The organism is Bombella mellum (genome assembly GCF_014048465.1).
In the GTDB taxonomy this organism is placed as follows: Bacteria; Pseudomonadota; Alphaproteobacteria; order Acetobacterales; family Acetobacteraceae; genus Bombella; species Bombella mellum.
This window is the reverse complement of sequence record NZ_PDLY01000002.1, coordinates 350,488-367,251: the sequence shown is the minus strand read 5'-3', so window position 1 is coordinate 367,251 and position 16,764 is coordinate 350,488. Positions and strand designations below refer to the sequence as shown.

The window sequence follows — 16,764 nt, the reverse complement described above, 5'->3', positions numbered from 1 at the left end:
GCGTCGTTTTCAGATGCAGCCTGAAGCCGTCCGTGTTCGGAGCCTCCAGGCCGGGCGCAGCTCTCTCGTCCTGAGGTCGTAGTCGCCACTGGCGGCCGAACGGAACGGGATGGGGGCTGTTGTCTCCAGCGTGGCAAGACGCTCCCGGTAGCGGTCCACAAGCTCCGAGAAGCCTTCGCCACGTTCTTCCAGCCGGTCGGCACTGTACACGAGGAAAGAGGGCAGGGTCGCAAAGCCGGTATAGAAGAGCGTGCCGTGCGTGAGGGGGAAGAGGAGGTCTTCAATGGGGCCGCAGATGCCCCGGGCGGAGTAGTCATGCTCCGTGCCGCCGATCGTCACGCTCAGCATGGCCCGTTTGCCTTTCATGCAGCCATCGCCGTAGCTTCTGCCCGTGCCGTAGGCGAACCCGGCTGAGAAGACGCGCTCGATCCAGCCTTTCAGGATGGCCGGGGCCGAGAACCACCAGAGGGGAAACTGGAAGATGACGGTATCGGCCCAACGGAGTTTTTCCTGCTCCGCCTTCACGTCATCCGTCAGCTGTCCCGTTTCATAGGCCCGGGCGGAGGCGGCGGCGACATTCAGGGGGTCGGTCGCACCATGCGGAAAATCGGCCTGGTCGACGGTCGCCTTCCAGTCCATCCGGTACAGGTCGGAAAGCTGGACGTCATGACCGAGGGAGGTCAGCTCACGGGTGGCGATGTCCACCAGGGTTCCGTTGAGGGAGTGGCGTTCAGGATGGGCGAGGACGAGAAGGACATTCATGGCATGGACCTTTCTGCTTCGTTCGGCAAAACCGTTTCCCGGCAGGCTACGCTCCCGTGCGGGAGGAGGCAACGGCCCAGGGCCTGGTTCCGTTTCCGCACAATCTGCTTGACGGAGGGCGGTGGAGGCCGTAAAGGCGTAGGGAGTTTACGGACACGTCACTCCGCGAGGGTTCGCGCAGTGGCGCGTTTGTCATGGAATTAAGGATAGCCCGTGTTCGAGCAGCTCTCTGGCAGAATGTCGAAAGTTTTCGAAGGTCTTTCCCGTGGGGAGAGGCTTTCGGAGGGTGACGTCACCGAGGCCATGCGCGAGGTCCGTCTGGCCATGCTGGAGGCCGACGTGGCCCTGCCGGTGGTGCGCAGCTTCGTCAGCAAGGTGAAGGAGCGTGCTGTCGGCGGTGAGGTGCTGGATGGCGTCTCGCCCGGTCAGGCCGTGGCGAAGATCGTCAATGATGCGCTGATCGAGGCTCTGGGCGGTGCTGGTGCAGTGCCGCTGAACCTGTCGGCTCCGGCACCTGTTCCTTATCTTCTGGTCGGCCTTCAGGGGGCGGGAAAGACCACGACCGCTGGCAAGCTGGCCCTCCGTCTCGCCAGCCGTGAGCGGAAGAAGGTGCTGCTCGCCAGTCTGGACGTGCAGCGTCCGGCGGCCCAGCTCCAGCTCCAGCAGATCGCCGAGCAGGTGGGTGGACGCACGAACGGGCTGGTCACCTCCCTGCCGATCGAACAGGGGCAGGGGCCGGTCGAGATCGCCCGCCGTGCGCTGGATACGGGGCGTCGTGAAGGCTTCGACATCGTCATTCTCGACACCGCAGGGCGTCTGGCCATTGACGAGGCCCTGATGGATGAGGTCCGTCAGGTCCGTGACGTGGCGAAGCCTGTGGAGACGCTGCTGGTCGTCGATGCCATGACCGGGCAGGACGCCGTCAATACCGCACAGTCCTTCAAGGACCAGATCGGCCTGACCGGCGTCATCATGAGCCGCATGGATGGTGATGCCCGCGGTGGTGCCGCCCTCTCCATGAAGGCCGTGACAGGGGAGCCCATCAAGTTCACCGGGTCCGGTGAGAAGATGGAGGCTCTCGAAGAGTTTCATCCCGAGCGTGTTGCCGGGCGCATTCTGGGGCTGGGCGATGTCGCCGGGCTGGTGGAAAAGGCGTCCGAGCAGCTCGATCAGGAAGAAGGTGAGCGTGTTGCCAAGCGGATGCTCGCCGGCAAGTTTGATCTGAATGACTATGTCTCGCAGATCAATCAGATCAATCGCCTTGGCTCCATTTCCGGCATTCTTGGCATGCTGCCGGGCATGGGCAAGCTGAAGGATAAGCTGGCGGGGAAGGATCTGGACACGTCCATCTTCAACCGTCACAAGGCGATCATTTCCTCCATGACGGCACAGGAGCGCAGCGCACCGGAGATCATCAAGGCGTCACGCAAAAAGCGTATCGCCCTTGGGTCCGGCACGAGCGTTCCGGAGGTCAACCGGCTGCTCAAGCAGTTCAGTGAGATGTCCACCATGATGAAGCGGCTCAACAAGATGGGCGGCCTGTCTGGTCTGATGCGTGGCATGGGGGGTGCCGGTGGTCTGGGCGATATGTTCAAGGGGATGGGAGGTCCGGGAGGCCGTCCACCTTTTGGCTGAGTGTCCTCTTGGCTGTCTGTCTTTTTGTAATGTTCTGATGATGCAGGAGTTGTTATGAGCCTGAAGATCCGTCTGTCCCGCGCAGGTGCGAAGAAGCGTCCGTACTACCACATCGTGGTTGCCGACAGCCGCAGCCCGCGTGATGGCCGCTTTGTTGAGAAGGTGGGTGCCTACAACCCGATGCTGCCGTCCGACCATGCCGACCGCGTGCGTCTGAACGACGAGCGCATCAAGCACTGGCTGGAGCAGGGTGCCCAGGCAACCGACCGTGTGGCCCGTTTCCTCGGCCATGCCGGTCTGGCACCGAAGCCGGCCTTCCGTGAGCAGCCCAAGAAGTCCGCTCCGAAGAAGAAGGCTCAGGAGCGTGCTGCCAAGGCTGCTGAAGCCGCCAAGGCAGCCGAGGCCTGATCAGGCCTGAGCGGGAGATTTCTTCTTGTCACACCGTCCTTCACATCAGGATGTTCTGGTCGCCACGATAGGGCGTCCGCATGGCGTGCGGGGGCTCGTGCGCCTGCACCCGGCAACGGAGCATCCCGAGACGCTCGAGGAACTCGGGCCTCTTCATGATGAGACGGGCAGCGTGTGGCAGATACGCTGGAAGGCACCCGGCATCGCTGCCGTCCTGGGACAGGATGGACAGCCCCTGCCGGACCGGACAGCGGCAGAAAAGCTGGTGAACCGTAAGCTCTATGTTGCCCGTGAGGCTCTGCCGGATGTGGAAGAGGACGAGTTCTATCATATCGACCTGATCGGTATGGAAGCCGTCCTTGCTTCCGGGGAGACTGTGGGGCGTGTTGTCAGTGTCCATGACTATGGGGCTGGCACCAGTCTGGAGCTGGAAGCGGGGCAGCTGGTTCCTTTCACCATGGCCTGCGTGCCGGAGGTGGACATGAAGGCGAAACGCCTCGTGGTCGTCCCGCCGGAAGCCGTGGAAGTGGAAGGGGATCTGGCTGGTGAGGTGGAAGTCCGCTCATGACATGGCAGGCTGACATCCTGACCCTCTTTCCGGAGATGTTCCCCGGTCCGCTGGGCTGCTCCCTTGCGGGACGTGCCCTGGAGCGGAACCTGTGGGCCTGCAGGCCGCATGACCTTCGTCCGTTCGGGCGGGGTGTGCACAAGGCCCTGGATGATGCGCCATTTGGCGGGGGCGCAGGGATGGTCATGCGGCCGGACGTGCTGGATGATGCCCTGACCAGCGTGAGGCAGACAGATGATGACCGCCCGGTGATCTATCCGACACCACGGGGCCACCGTCTGGAGCAGAAGGATATCGCACGGTACGTTCAGGGAGAGGGCGTTGTCATTCTCTGTGGACGGTTTGAAGGGGTTGATGAGCGGGTGCTGGAGAAACATGCGGTCGAACAGGTCTGCATGGGGGATTTTGTCCTCTCCGGGGGCGAGATACCGGCACTGGCACTCCTTGATGGCTGTGTGAGACTTCTGCCGGGTGTGATGGGGTCAGCCCTGAGCGGGGAGGAGGAAAGCTTCTCCGCCGGACTGCTGGAATACCCCCAGTACACGCGGCCTGCCACATGGGAGGGGAGGGATGTTCCGCCCGTCCTGCTTTCTGGCAATCATGGGGAGATCGCCCGCTGGCGAGATGAGAAATCCATCGCTGTTACCCGTACACGCCGCCCGGACCTCTGGGCCATGTATGAACAGCAGCAACAGAGTTGAGTTTTTTTTCGGGAGTTTGAAGCATGAACATCATTCAGCAGTACGAGGCGCGCGAAATGGAGCGTCTTTCCGCCATCCGCAGCGTTCCTGAGTTCGCCGCCGGTGATACCGTGCGTGTCGGCGTGCGCGTCGTTGAAGGTACACGCGAACGTGTACAGGTCTTCGAGGGCGTGGTGATTGCCCGCTCAAATCGTGGTCTGGGTAGCAGCTTCACGGTGCGCAAGGTCTCCAACGGTGAGGGCGTGGAGCGTGTTTTCCCGCTTTTCTCTCCGGCGATTGCTGATATTACGGTTGTTCGCCGTGGTAAGGTTCGCCGTGCGAAGCTATACTACCTGCGTGGCCGCTCCGGTAAGTCCGCCCGTATTGCCGAGCGTCCGCGTGATGTCAAAAAGGAGGGCTGATTTTCAGCTCTCATAAGGAGATGAGAGAGAATGCAGAATCCGGTTACCCCTAGAACCTTGTACGACAAGATCTGGGACGATCATGTGGTGAAAGCCCTTGAGGACGGAACAAGCCTTCTCTACATCGACCGCCACCTCCTTCATGAGGTGACCAGCCCGCAGGCTTTTGAGAGTCTGCGGGCCGCAGGCCGCCCGGTGCGGCGTCCTGATGCCACGATGGCCGTGGCAGACCACAACGTCCCGACCTCCGACCGCTCCCAGCCGGTGGAAGACCCGCAGAGCCGCCTCCAGATCGAAACGCTGGAAGCGAACGTCAAGGAGTTCGGCGTTCCCTATTTCCCGTTGCGTTCCCGCCAGCAGGGCATCGTGCATGTTGTCGGACCGGAGCAGGGCGTCTCCCTGCCGGGCATGACGATCGTCTGCGGGGACAGCCATACCTCCACACATGGGGCCTTTGGCTCGCTGGCGTTCGGCATCGGCACGTCCGAGGTGGAGCATGTCCTGGCTACCCAGACCCTGCTCCAGAAGCGCAGTAAGAATATGCGTGTGCGGGTCGAGGGTGAGATCGCTCCCGGTGTGACGGCCAAGGACATCATGCTCAGCATCATCGGCCGTATCGGTACGGCAGGCGGCACCGGTCATGTGATCGAGTTTGCCGGTTCGGCCATCCGCAGGCTGGACATGGCCGGGCGCATGACGCTCTGCAACATGTCCATCGAGGCCGGTGCCCGTGCTGGCATGGTGGCTCCGGATGAGACGACGTTCGAGTATGTCAGGGGTCGTCCTTTTGCGCCGCAGGGTGAGGCTTTCGAGCAGGCCGTGGCGTACTGGAAGACCCTCGCCACGGATGAAGGTGCCCACTTTGATGAGGAAGTGGTGCTGGATGCCGCCGAGATCAGTCCGTCCGTCACATGGGGCACCAGCCCCGAGGATGTCCTGCCCATTACCGGCACCGTGCCCCGTCCCGAAGATTTTGCTGACCCGGCCAGGGCCGAGCGCATCCGCCGCACGCTGGCCTATATGGGGCTGGAAGCAGGTCAGAAGATTGCCGGTACGCCGGTGGATGTCGTCTTCATCGGGTCCTGCACGAACAGCCGCATCGAGGACCTCCGGGCCGCTGCGGCCGTGCTGAAGGGGCGCAAGGTGGCGGATGGTGTACGGGCCATGGTCGTGCCGGGGTCCGGTCTGGTCCGTCATGCGGCGGAGCAGGAGGGGCTGGACAGGATTTTCCGTGATGCCGGCTTTGAATGGCGTGAGGCGGGCTGCTCCATGTGCTTGGGCATGAATCCTGACAGGCTGAGTGCAGGACAGCGTTCCGCCTCCACCTCCAACCGCAATTTTGAGGGGCGTCAGGGGCCTGATGGCCGCACCCATCTCTGTTCTCCGACAATGGCCGCTGCCGCTGCCGTGACGGGGACGCTGTGCGATGCACGGGACCTGCTGGAGTCGACAATGGCAGAAGGAGCCGCCTGATCATGGAAAAATTCACCCGTCTGACAAGCGTCGCCGCTGCCCTGCCGCAGGAGAACGTGGATACGGACCAGATCATCCCGGCCCGTTTCCTCAAGACCATCCGCCGTACCGGTCTGGGCGAGCATCTTTTTGCAGGCCAGCGTTACGATGCTGATGGCCGGGAGAATCCGGACTTCGTGCTCAACAAGCCGGCCTATCGCAAGGCCGGCATCCTGATCACGCTGGACAATCTCGGCTGCGGTTCATCCCGTGAGCATGCCCCCTGGGCCTTGCTGGATTTCGGCATACGCTGTGTGATTGCGCCCAGCTTTGCGGATATTTTCTATAATAACTGCTTCAAGAACGGCATCCTGCCCATCCGTCTTCCCCGTGAGCAGTGTCTTGCCCTGATGGAGGATGCCAGCCACGGCGAGAATGCCCGCCTGACGGTTGATCTGGAAAAGCAGGAGATCCATCGCCCGGATGGTGAGGTCATGTCTTTCGAGATGGACCCGTTCCGTCGCCAGGTTCTTCTGGAAGGGCTGGATGATGTGGCCCAGACACTGAAGAACCATGAGCAGGCCATCCGTGAGTTCGAGGCCCGTCCATCCCGTGCCTGGGTGCCGTCCACGAAACAGCCGGGTCGCCCGCAGAGTGTCATTGGTGGCAAGGGAGAGCAGGCATGAGCGCAAGACAGAAAATCCTGCTGCTGCCGGGTGACGGAATCGGTCCGGAGATCATGGAGCAGGCCGTCAGGATCATCGACTGGCTGAAGGCCGAACGTGGCCTCGATGTTGACCTGTCGGAAGACCTCGTCGGTGGGGCCTCATTGGCGAAGCATGATGTGCCCATCCGGGATGAGGTGATCGCCAAGGCCAAGGCTGCTGATGCCGTACTGTTCGGCTCTGTCGGTGATCCTGCGTGGAAGGACGTGCCGTTTGACCGTCGGCCGGAGGTGGCCATCCTGCGCCTCCGCAAGGAGCTGAACCTGTACGCCAACCTGCGTCCGGCCAAGCTGTTCGACCCGCTGCTTTCCGCCTCTGCGCTGAAGCCGGACGTCGTGCGTGGGCTGGACCTGATGATCGTACGGGAGACGGTCGGTGGCGTCTATTTCGGGGAGCCTCGTGGAATCGAGACCCTGCCGGATGGCACGAAGCGTGGCGTGAATACGGAAGTCTATACGACCGCCGAGATCGAACGTGTGGCCCGTGTGGCTTTCGACCTCGCCCGTCTGCGCAGTGGCCGTGTCTGCTCCGTGGAGAAAGGCAACGTCATGGAGAGCGGCCTGCTCTGGCGTGAGGTGGTCACGGACCTGCACAAGCGTGAGTATTCTGATGTGACGCTGACGCACATGCTGGCGGATAACTGCGCCATGCAGCTCGTGCGTGATCCTCGCCAGTTTGACGTGATGATCACGGGCAACCTCTTTGGCGATCTTCTGTCAGACCTCGCCTCCATGCTGACCGGGTCTCTGGGGATGCTGCCTTCTGCCACGTTGGGCACGCCGGAAGGGTCGGACAGGCAGGCTGCCCTGTATGAGCCGATTCATGGCAGTGCGCCGGATATTGCCGGGAAGGGCATTGCCAATCCGCTGGCGCAGATCCTGTCTCTGGCCATGATGCTGCGTTACTCGCTGGATCGTGGTGCGGATTCCGAGCTGATCGAGCAGGCCGTTTCCAACGTTCTGGCTTCCGGGCTGCGGACGGCGGACATCGCTGCTGCTGGTGAGAGCCGTGTCAGCACGGCGGAGATGGGAGAGGCTGTGCTGAAGGAACTTCAGAAACTCGCCTGATCTCCGGGTGATTGTGCTATGAACTGCCATGCGCCCGCCTGTGTCTCACGGGCGGGCGTTTTTTTGAGATGTAAGAGGAACGACATGTCACTCGCTGCCGAACGGATGGGGCGTATCCTGCCAAGCCAGACCATCGCCATCACGCAGAAGGCCAGAGCATTGAAAGCGGAAGGGCGGGATGTCATCAGCCTGTCTGCTGGTGAGCCGGATTTTGATACGCCTGATTTCATCAAGAAGGCAGCGATCGAGGCCATCCAGCGTGGCGAGACGAAATATACCGACGTTGCCGGCACGCCGGCTCTCCGCAAGGCCGTGGCAGAACGGCTGAATGCTGATTTCGGTCTGGATTACCGGCCGGAGGAAATCTGCGTGTCCACGGGGGGCAAGCAGGTCATCTATAATGCGATGGTGGCAACGCTGAATGCGGGGGACGAGGTTGTCATCCCCGCTCCGGCCTGGGTGTCCTACCCGGATATCGTGCAGCTGGCGGATGGCAAGCCGGTCATCGTGCCGACCACGCCCGAGACGGGCTTCCGCCTGACAGCCGAACAGCTCCGCAGGGCCATCACGCCCCGGACCCGCTGGCTGGTGCTGAATTCTCCCTGCAATCCGACAGGCAGTGCCTATTCCCGGGATGAGCTGAAGGCCCTGACGGATGTCCTGCTGGAGCATCCGCAGGTCTGGATTCTGACGGACGACATTTATGCGAAGCTGACCTATGAGGGGCGGGAAGCCTGCACGGTCGTGCAGGTGGAACCCCGCCTGCGGGAACGGACCCTGACGATGAATGGCGTCAGCAAGGCCTATGCCATGACGGGCTGGCGCATCGGCTTTTCTGCCGCCCCCGTATCCCTGACAAGGGAGCTGATCAAGCTTCAGGGGCAGAGTACGAGCAATGCCTGCTCCATCGCCCAGGCCGCCGCTCTGGCTGCCCTGTCCGGTCCGCAGGATTTCATTGGCGAGATGGTGGCTGTTTATCAGAAGCGGCGTGATCTCGTGGTGGATGCCCTTTCTGCGGTTCCGGGTCTCTCCTGTGCCCGGCCGGAAGGGGCTTTTTATGTGTTCGTGTCCGTACAGCAGCTTCTGGGCAGGCGCACGGCAGGCGGGCATGTGCTGGAAAGTGACGAAGATTTCGTCAAGGCCATGCTGGAGGAGGTCGGGGTGGCCGCCGTTCATGGCACGGCCTTCCTGCTGCCGGGTTATTTCCGGGTGTCCTACGCCACCAGCACGGAGCTTCTGGAAGAAGCCTGCCGCCGCATTGCCCGTTTCTGTGGAGGGCTGGCCTGATGTTCAGACCGTCCCGGCGTCTCGCCACATTGCCCACGCCAGCGACGATCGCCATGGCGGCCCGTGCCCGTGAACTGAAAGCGCAGGGCAAACCGGTCATTTCTCTGGCTCTGGGTCAGCCCGATTTTCCATCTCCTGCGGCGGCTCTTGATGGAGCCGTGGCGGAAGTGAAGGCTGGTCATACCGGCTATCCGCCCATTCCGGGGCAGAAGCCGCTGCTGGAGGCCGTTGCCGGGAAGTTCCGGCGGGACAACGGGCTGGACGTCTCGCTGGACCAGATCATGGTCTGCAATGGTGGCAAGCAGGCCATTTTCAACGCGTTCATGGCCTCGCTTGATGATGGGGATGAGGTCATCGTTCCGGCACCATACTGGGTCAGCTATCCGCTCATCGCCCGGATGTTCGGTGGCGTGCCGGTGGAGATCGCCTGCCGGGAGGAGGACGGTTTCCGGCCCCGGGCCGAGGCCATCCGCAAGGCCATCACGCCCCGGACCCGCTGGCTCGTGCTGAATTTCCCCAACAATCCGACCGGTGCCATTCTGGAGCGGGACGATCTGGAGGCCATTGCTGCCGTCCTGCGGGAAGCTCCGCATGTCATGGTGATGAGTGATGAGATTTATGAGCACCTGACCTTTGATGGCAGGCATCATCTCTCCCTGCTCAATGTCGCCCCGGACCTTGCCGACCGTATCCTCATCATCAATGGCATGAGCAAGGCTTATGCCATGACAGGCTGGCGGGTCGGGTTTGCCTGCGGCCCGGTGCCCCTCATCAGGGCGATGATCAAGGTGCAGGGCAATACGACATCAGGCATCTGCACGCTGGCGCAGGGCGGTGCTGTGGCAGCTCTGAAAGAGGATGTTGCCGCGGTCCGGGCCATGCGTGAGACCTACGAACGGCGGCGTGGGCTTGTGGTTGATGCCTTGAGGCGGATCGAGGGGCTGAGCTGCGCCCTGCCGCAGGGTGCCTTCTATGCCTATCCGGGGCTGTCTGCCCTGATCGGGCGGAAGTCTGCCGGGGGACGTCTGCTGGGTGATGACGTGGCCTTTGCGGAGGCCCTGCTGGAGGAGGCTCATGTGGCGACCGTACCGGGTTCAGCCTTCGGTTATGGGCCGCATCTGCGTCTGTCCTTTGCGGCATCTGACGAAGAGCTGGAAGAAGCCTGCCGACGGCTGGCAGGCTTCGTGCAGGGAATCACGGACTGACAGAGACGGGAGCCATTCCTCCTCTGGCAAAGAGTGGCTCCCTTCATTTTCAGGGACGCTGGTTCCACTCATTCAGCAGGGTGATGACGGATTGTGGAGCCATCTGGCGGGCCGAACCGAGGGCGAGGGTGCCATCAGGGTTCAGCAGGCGGCCCTGGGGCGTGAGGATCAGGACCGTCGGGACGGCCTTGATGGTCACGCCGTACTGCTGGGCCAGCTCCATGTTGGTATCAAGATGCCCGACATTGACGGGGACGATCACGAAATGCTCGTCCAGCCACTGGCTGACGGAGGGAACGGCAAAGATGCCTGCAAGAATGCGGCAGTCCGGGCACCAGTTCCCTCCGAAATCCAGAAGGACACGCCGGTTGGTTCTGGCAGCGGTCAGGAAGGCTTCATGAACCTGTTTGGCGGCCAGGTCAGCCGGTGGGTAAGGCTCATGGGCGGGAGTGATGGTGGTCATTCTGCTGATGTCCGGCAGGGGAGCGGGTGCTGTCGGGGCCGCCCTGGCGGGCAGGCAGGTCATCAGGCCGATGAGGGCAAGGGCGGAAAGAGGAAAACGCATGAGGCATGTCTCCTGTGGGATGGATTGCGGAAAAGATTTCTTTCCATCATTAGCTGAAAGGTAACAATATGACGTTAAAAGAGGCACACTGAGTGAGCTGTTCTTGATAACCGGCAATCTCCTGATTAGGGTATGCACTCGATCTAAGAAGGATGGTGTGCTTGTGGTGAAACGGAAACGGCCAATTTTTTCCAACTCTTCACGGAAGGAGATATCAGTCCTGTCGACGCTGGGACGGATGGTCGTTCTGCTCGGGCTTACGTTCATCTTTCTCGTGCTGGTCCGATTCTATCCTCCGGCCACCCGCCTCATGCAGCATGTCGTGGGCACTTCGGTCTGGCAGCGGCTTTATGGCCTGTTCCATGTCGAGACGGCCTTGGGACGTGAGCAGCTGATTCTGGTGGGCATTGTCCTGTCCTGCTTCTGTCTGGCCCTGCTGATCCAGATTCTGGGGCTGTGGTTCCTGCGGCAGTTCCGGCGTTAAGGCCGGGACCGCCGGGAGCGGAAAAGGGCCGCCGAGGCGACGCAGAACCATGACAGGATGATCAGGGTGCCGCCGGAGGGAGCCAGCCGGGCCGGGAACAGGATGCCGAATCCGTGCAGTGTGACGGGAATGCTGAAAAGGGCCGTGCCCGTGGCCAGCCCGATGCAGCCGATGACGAGGCGCAGGGGGTGGAGCTGTCTGCTCCCCAGGGTCAGGGCGCACAGGGCGATGCCGTGCCAGAGGGCGATGTCGGCGGCCATGTGCATCATCTGCCGACCACCGGGGACGGGAAAATGGACGTCCGGCAGGTGCGTGGCGGCGGCCTGACAGGCCACGGCCAGACCTGCATAGACAGCCCCGAGGGCAAAGAGGGCTTTCAGGCAGGTGCCCGTGCGGGAGGAAACTGGTCTGTCATGGGGCAGCATGTTGATCATAACCCGGCTTGGTGAAAGTCGGGGGTCATTGTTCCAGTTGTCTGGGAAGATGAGAAGAGGGAAGCCGTATGAAAGTGCGTTATGTGGCCTGTGCCGTGTTCCTGTCCCTGGGAGGCTGTGGTCTCACCCCGCCACCGGCACCACCGGTGCCGCCGCTGCCCAAGGGGCCGGTCTCTCCGCCGACGCCGAAACTGGCGGCCGGGGATGCGTGCCTTCTGCAGCAGATCAGTGCCCGTTCCGCCTACATGAAGGCCATGACCGATCTGGCGGCCCTGCATAGTGATGATGGGCTGATCAAGGGATTTGCGGCCCAGCAGGTCAAGGATTACGACAAGACATATACGGCCGCCCAGAAGATGGCAGGCATCTATACGCTTTCACTGGCGGACACGCAGTCTGATGCCGAGAAGAAACAGCTGGCGACACTGGGCAGACTGTATGGCCGTTCTTTCAACAGGAAGTTCCTGTATGCGCTGATGCATGCTTCTACGGTCAAGGAAAGAACTGCACTGGCGGATGCAAAGAAAAATGGAAGCACGGCAGATATGAAAACTCTGGCGGGAGCCATGCTCGAGCTGCTGGAGCGGAGCCGGGTGCAGGGAAATGGGCTAAAGAATCATTGAATTTCAGAAGGATAAACAGAGATAAAAAGAACAGTTCTTCATGGACCATGCTCCTGTCATGATTTTGACGGTTTCTTGATAGTGTGATACAGAACATAGTCATCGGGAGTAAAAAGCCTGTCATTCTGTCTTTTTCTACAAATATCCTCTCCATTTCATTTTCATGGTGAAAGAGGAGAGGGTGTTCGGGAGCAGAAGAGAGTCAGGTTTCGTGTTGTGTCGCTTTGTTACGATTGTTGAATTATAGAAAATGCAGGATGAGTCTTATCTGAATGAACATTCCCTCCGTGAAGCATTGGACAGGATGGGAATGGGCAGCAGGAAGGGAGTGGCGGCCGGTGATGGCCTGAACGCTCCGCCACATCATGGCCAGGGTGGCAGGGGGCGTTCCGCCACCCGTGGAAGGCCCCTCCAGCCAACGGTTCGTCGCCGTCGTTTTGCCGGAGATGACACGGTCGTCGTGGAGCATCAGTCTCTTGGCCGTCCCTCCCAGAAGAGGAATGCGGGCCGGGCGGTCGTCACGGCGGAGGTCGGGCAGGAGCAGGAGAGGCTGAAACAGAGCCTCCAGAGGGAGCGGCGTCGGGCGCATGATGCGGAAACTGAACTGGCGGTCCTGAATGAGCGCATCCGTGCCGTGAATACGCAGATGACCCATCTGCGCCTTCAGGTGGAAGAGGGCAGGAAGGCCATCCAGCAGCGTGATGACAGCATCCTGCGCCTTCGGGCGGAGCTGCATCAGGTCCGGGAGCAGAAGAGCCGCCGTGTGGCTGCCTCCGCCAGACTGAAGACGGTGGCCGCCGATGCAGATGATGATGGTCAGGAGCCGACACCTGTGCAATGGTGGACGGACTGACCGGCAGCGTACCGACGGCGGCACTCCCGGTCATGGAAAGGATCTGACAGCAGGGATGGCGGGGTGTCCGGAATGGTTGATGGTCTCTGGCATGGGAGAGAATGGCAGACATCCCGCCCGCTGAAGATCGTTCATGTCGGGGACTTTTTCTTCAGCCTGAAGAGGAAGGCTCCAAGCCAGTTCAGCGTGGGAGGCAAGCTCTCCAACGGGCTGATACGGAATGGCCATCACGTCATTGATTTTTCCTACAGGGACGTTGCCCGTGCCGGTAGCCTGTTCGGCAGCCGCAACATGGGGCGTCATCATCTCTTTCGTGCCCTGAAGGAGTTTCTGGCGTTCACTGCGCCGGATATCCTGCTGCTGGGGCATGGCTACATGATTCCTCCTTCCGTCATCGAAGAGCTGCGTCAGCAGCAGCCGGGCATGACCGTTGCCCAGTGGAATGTTGATGCCCTGTTTGTTGAGGAGAATGCGGCGGATTTTGCGGCCCGCCATCAGGTCGTGGACATCAGCTTCATTTCCACGGCAGGGCCGGTCGTGCGGCAGGTGGTGGGAGACAGGGGGCGGGTGGCTTTCCTGCCCAACCCCGTGGATCGCAGCGTCGAGAGAGGGCAGGTGTTCGCCCTGGCCTGTCCCGAGGCCGACATTTTCTATTCCTGTGGAAACCCGGTCCGTTTGAGGACCATCTGTGGGCAGGAATGGCACATGGACGAATTCTGTGAGCTTCTGGAGGAGCGGCTCCCGCCTTCGGTGCGTTTTGCTTATGCCGGGGTGAGAGGGCAGCCTTATGTCAGCGGGGCCGCCTATGCTGCCCTGCTGGAGCAGACGGCCATGGGCCTGAACATCAGCCGCCGGGCGGATCATTATCTGTACAGTTCCGACCGTCTGGCCCAGATGATCGGGAACGGGCAGCTCGTCTTCATGGAGCGTCAGACGGGGTATGACTGCCTGTTCTCCGATCAGGAGATGGTCTTCTTCAGCAGTCTGGATGAACTTGTCGAGCTGATCGGCCAGTATCACAAGGCCCCGAAGGCCCGCAGGGAAGCCGCCCGGGCGGGGTGGCAGCGTTATCACGCCCTGTTCAATGAATGTGCCGTGGCGCATTACATCGTGGGCCAGATGCTGGGGACCCTGTCAGAGGACGTTCATGCGTGGCGTCATCTGACGGGTCTTTAGGATCGGGTGTTTCTCAGGTGTGCAGGCCGATCCTGTAGGTCGAGAACAGGCGGCTCCATCCGGCCAGTTCCTCGTCCCTGGGGCATGTATCCGGGGTGTCCGTATTGGCGAACATCATGCGGCTGTCGGTCGCATGGGCTTTGCCGAAATTGACGAACATGACCCTGAAATCCAGCGAGGGATAACGGGCCGCCAGGGCATCCACCAGAGCCTGGAAGTCGACACTGGCGACATGGGCGGGGCGGTGCTGCCCGGCATACAGGAAGCCGTCCCGCCAGCTGCGGACAAAGAGGACCCGCCGTGACCGGTGACAGAGGCTGTCAATTTCCTGGATCATGGTGTGGAAACGGTGGCGGAGAAGAGGAAGCTGGGCGTGGAACATTTCCACGGACGCATGTTCTCCGGGCTGTTTTTCCAGACAGTTATGGTAGATGAGCAGCGTGTCACGGCAGCGCAGGGCATCATGATAGCCGTAGAGGCAGTTCGTGGAGAGCAGGCCGGAAAAGTCATGCCGGAACAGTGAGACCAGCGTGTGGAACGGGGCGATGAACTGGTCAAAGAGACCGGGGCCGGGGCGTCCGAAATGGTTCCTGATGGCCTGATTGACAAGCTCGTCGCCGCCCAGCGAGATGATGCTGTCAAAGAGCTGCGGCTCGCCTTCCGGCTCGGGAGCGGGACCGGGCAGGACCCGGGCGATCTCTTCCCGGAACTCGAACATCTCCTCATCATTCCGCCAGGGGTGGCGGTAGAGCGGTTCGTGGCGGATGGCGTCGTGTATGGTCTTGTTGCGCATGGCCAGCTCATGGCTGCCGTGGCTGTGGGAGGGCAGGGTATCAAGCCCGCCTCTCAGGTAGAAAAGCTGCCCACGCTCGGGGCTGAGATGCTGGGACAGTCCGCCATAGCCGGCCCGCAGGAAACGCTGTGTGTGCTCGACATGCTCTTCCCCGTATTTTTCAAACCGGGTGTCCAGATACCCGACATAGGAGAGGGCCTTGGCGTGATACCCGATGCAGAAGGCCTGATGCATGGGAGCGATGAAAGGGTCCTCGGGGGTGCCACGGCCGGAGGAGATGTCATTGTCGATCTCGATGGTGAGTTCCGGCATGAAGTTGACATGGCCGTAACGCTCGATGGCGTCGATCCAGGGGCGTTCCCAGCCGAAGACGGTAGGGAAGCAGTCATCTTCCAGAATGATGATCCAGTCGCACCGCTTCTCTTCCTTCAGGTACCAGAGGATGCGGTTGCGGTTCCATGAAATGCCCTTGTTGCGCCCGGTGATGCAGGGGACATTCAGCTGTCTCAGCAGGTCGGGCGTGCCATCCGTGGACCCGTCATCCGCCACGACAAACTCAAAATCCGTGCTGGTGTGGCGCAGGATGCTGTCAACAACACCTCTGAGAGTGTCCTTGCGGTTGTAGGTGATGATGCCGATGCCCAGTGTCCCAGCCATGAAATGCCTCGCCAGATGTGGATTGCAGGTGAATGGATGATGAAAATATGGTGAGGGGCTTATGGAAAAGCTTTCAGGACCTCATTGAGCAGGCGGCGGAAATCTTCCGTATAGGGGCCGTCCCAGCCGGTCCACGGTTTGGGGAAGCCGGTGAAGTGGACCGCAAAGGGGTTGGACAGCCCGTCATCGTAGATTTTCTTCCATTCGGCTGGCAGGGCCTCGCTGGCCTCGACACAGCCGGGGCCCCAGCAGACGTTCCAGTTCTGATGGATGAAATGGACATGACCGTAGAAGATGCGGTTCAGGATGTCCTGGTCGTTCATCCAGAACAGCGTGTTGCAGAGCTGGCCGCATTCCTCTGCCTGGGAGGGCGATATCTTGGCGATGTTGAAGACCAGCACGCCATCCTGGAAATAGTTGTTGGAATCAAGAACCCCCAGGGCACCACGGTGATAGTCCACCAGCTGGGCACCACCGGCGATGGACTGGGGAACACGGAAGCCGTTCGTCTGTGCCGGGATCAGGAGCAGGTCCCGTGTCGTGCCGAGCTGGGCCGTGTTGGGGATGCTGTAATAGAGCAGGCTGGGGCAGGCCCGCAGGAGGATGTCGTCATTCAGGTAGACGACACGGGGAAAGCTGGCAAAAAGTGTCGGAATGGCCAGCCGGTAGAATGTCGTGCGGTCCGTCGTTTCGAGATGGGTCGGATCATGGGCCTGCATCCATTCCGACACGTCAACGAAGTGTATCTGGGACCGCCTGCCGTCAAAGAGCCGACGGCCTACGTCCTTCGTTGTCTCTGGCAGGGTTTCATGCAGCATGTAGAGGGCAAGCCTCACGCCCGGCAACAGGTTGTTGAGCCCCGAAAGGATGGTAGCGTAAGCGTTGGGTGCGTTATGCTCGGTAAGGGGCAGAACAAGCGGTATGAAACCTGCAGGCGGTGGAGGAACGATTTGCATAAACAGGCCAGA

General features: G+C 61.2%; 19 protein-coding genes. 14 read left to right on the top strand and 5 right to left on the bottom strand.

What is annotated here, in order from left to right:
- Window positions 1-9: 9 nt before the first annotated feature.
- A complete protein-coding gene (locus CPA56_RS04770) occupies window positions 10-762 on the bottom strand; it encodes an NAD(P)H-dependent oxidoreductase (protein ID WP_229707402.1) in 753 nt (250 codons plus the stop codon).
- 213 nt (window positions 763-975) lie between these two features.
- Between CPA56_RS04770 and ffh the strand changes: the two genes are divergently transcribed.
- The 10 genes from ffh (at window position 976) to CPA56_RS04720 (ending at window position 10,211) form a co-directional block, all read left to right on the top strand.
- The gene (gene ffh, locus CPA56_RS04765) at window positions 976-2,397 is read left to right on the top strand and encodes a signal recognition particle protein (protein ID WP_182040881.1); all 1,422 of its coding nucleotides are present in this window, start codon (window positions 976-978) and stop codon (window positions 2,395-2,397) included.
- A gap of 54 nt (window positions 2,398-2,451) precedes the next feature.
- Window positions 2,452-2,805 carry a 30S ribosomal protein S16 gene (gene rpsP / locus CPA56_RS04760; protein ID WP_043559767.1) on the top strand — a complete coding sequence of 118 codons (354 nt, stop codon included), beginning with the start codon at window positions 2,452-2,454 and terminating at the stop codon, window positions 2,803-2,805.
- A 25-nt stretch (window positions 2,806-2,830) separates the two neighbouring features.
- On the top strand, window positions 2,831-3,373 hold the full coding sequence (gene rimM, locus CPA56_RS04755; RefSeq protein WP_182040880.1) for a ribosome maturation factor RimM: 543 nt from the start codon (window positions 2,831-2,833) through the stop codon (window positions 3,371-3,373).
- Window positions 3,370-4,074, top strand: a complete 705-nt coding sequence (gene trmD, locus CPA56_RS04750) for a tRNA (guanosine(37)-N1)-methyltransferase TrmD (protein ID WP_182040879.1) — start codon at window positions 3,370-3,372, stop codon at window positions 4,072-4,074. The genes rimM and trmD overlap by 4 nt, the downstream gene beginning before the upstream one ends.
- Before the next feature lie 23 nt (window positions 4,075-4,097).
- The gene (rplS, locus tag CPA56_RS04745; protein WP_182040878.1) at window positions 4,098-4,475 is read left to right on the top strand and encodes a 50S ribosomal protein L19; all 378 of its coding nucleotides are present in this window, start codon (window positions 4,098-4,100) and stop codon (window positions 4,473-4,475) included.
- Window positions 4,476-4,505: 30 nt separating this feature from the next.
- Window positions 4,506-5,948: a 3-isopropylmalate dehydratase large subunit gene (gene leuC, locus CPA56_RS04740; RefSeq protein ID WP_182040877.1), complete on the top strand. Its 1,443-nt coding sequence runs from the start codon at window positions 4,506-4,508 to the stop codon at window positions 5,946-5,948.
- A gap of 2 nt (window positions 5,949-5,950) precedes the next feature.
- The gene (gene leuD, locus CPA56_RS04735) at window positions 5,951-6,613 is read left to right on the top strand and encodes a 3-isopropylmalate dehydratase small subunit (RefSeq protein WP_182040876.1); all 663 of its coding nucleotides are present in this window, start codon (window positions 5,951-5,953) and stop codon (window positions 6,611-6,613) included.
- Entirely contained in the window at window positions 6,610-7,719 is a 1,110-nt protein-coding gene (gene leuB, locus CPA56_RS04730; protein ID WP_182040875.1) for a 3-isopropylmalate dehydrogenase, read from the top strand. Before leuD ends, leuB begins: the two co-directional genes overlap by 4 nt.
- Before the next feature lie 84 nt (window positions 7,720-7,803).
- Complete coding sequence (locus CPA56_RS04725) at window positions 7,804-9,006, top strand: pyridoxal phosphate-dependent aminotransferase (RefSeq protein ID WP_182040874.1); 1,203 nt, start codon at window positions 7,804-7,806, stop codon at window positions 9,004-9,006.
- Complete coding sequence (locus CPA56_RS04720) at window positions 9,006-10,211, top strand: pyridoxal phosphate-dependent aminotransferase (protein WP_182040873.1); 1,206 nt, start codon at window positions 9,006-9,008, stop codon at window positions 10,209-10,211. The genes CPA56_RS04725 and CPA56_RS04720 overlap by 1 nt, the downstream gene beginning before the upstream one ends.
- Window positions 10,212-10,260: 49 nt before the next feature.
- Here CPA56_RS04720 and CPA56_RS04715 read toward each other — a convergent pair whose 3' ends face one another.
- Window positions 10,261-10,776 (bottom strand): thioredoxin family protein, encoded by a 516-nt coding sequence (locus CPA56_RS04715; RefSeq protein WP_182040872.1) that lies wholly within the window; start codon window positions 10,774-10,776, stop codon window positions 10,261-10,263.
- 166 nt (window positions 10,777-10,942) lie between these two features.
- On the opposite strand from CPA56_RS04715, the gene CPA56_RS04710 reads away from it, so the two are divergent.
- Window positions 10,943-11,260, top strand: coding sequence for a hypothetical protein (locus CPA56_RS04710; protein WP_182040871.1), 318 nt, complete (start codon window positions 10,943-10,945; stop codon window positions 11,258-11,260).
- On the opposite strand, the gene CPA56_RS04705 is transcribed toward CPA56_RS04710, so the two are convergent.
- On the bottom strand, window positions 11,257-11,685 hold the full coding sequence (locus tag CPA56_RS04705) for a DUF423 domain-containing protein (RefSeq protein WP_182040870.1): 429 nt from the start codon (window positions 11,683-11,685) through the stop codon (window positions 11,257-11,259). The two genes, CPA56_RS04710 and CPA56_RS04705, sit on opposite strands and share 4 nt — an antisense overlap.
- 77 nt (window positions 11,686-11,762) lie before the next feature.
- Here CPA56_RS04705 and CPA56_RS04700 point away from each other — a divergent pair, with 77 nt between their 5' ends.
- The 3 genes from CPA56_RS04700 (at window position 11,763) to CPA56_RS04690 (ending at window position 14,346) form a co-directional block, all read left to right on the top strand.
- Window positions 11,763-12,317: a DUF4142 domain-containing protein gene (locus tag CPA56_RS04700; RefSeq protein ID WP_182040869.1), complete on the top strand. Its 555-nt coding sequence runs from the start codon at window positions 11,763-11,765 to the stop codon at window positions 12,315-12,317.
- A 310-nt stretch (window positions 12,318-12,627) separates the two neighbouring features.
- Window positions 12,628-13,170 carry an Atg14 domain-containing protein gene (locus tag CPA56_RS04695; protein ID WP_182040868.1) on the top strand — a complete coding sequence of 181 codons (543 nt, stop codon included), beginning with the start codon at window positions 12,628-12,630 and terminating at the stop codon, window positions 13,168-13,170.
- Between the two features lie 72 nt (window positions 13,171-13,242).
- Window positions 13,243-14,346, top strand: a complete 1,104-nt coding sequence (locus CPA56_RS04690) for a glycosyltransferase family protein (RefSeq protein ID WP_182040867.1) — start codon at window positions 13,243-13,245, stop codon at window positions 14,344-14,346.
- Window positions 14,347-14,359: 13 nt separating this feature from the next.
- Here CPA56_RS04690 and CPA56_RS04685 read toward each other — a convergent pair whose 3' ends face one another.
- The gene (locus CPA56_RS04685) at window positions 14,360-15,796 is read right to left on the bottom strand and encodes a glycosyltransferase family 2 protein (RefSeq protein WP_182040866.1); all 1,437 of its coding nucleotides are present in this window, start codon (window positions 15,794-15,796) and stop codon (window positions 14,360-14,362) included.
- A gap of 59 nt (window positions 15,797-15,855) precedes the next feature.
- The gene (locus CPA56_RS04680) at window positions 15,856-16,752 is read right to left on the bottom strand and encodes a glycosyltransferase family 8 protein (protein WP_182040865.1); all 897 of its coding nucleotides are present in this window, start codon (window positions 16,750-16,752) and stop codon (window positions 15,856-15,858) included.
- Between the last annotated feature and the right edge of the window lie 12 nt (window positions 16,753-16,764).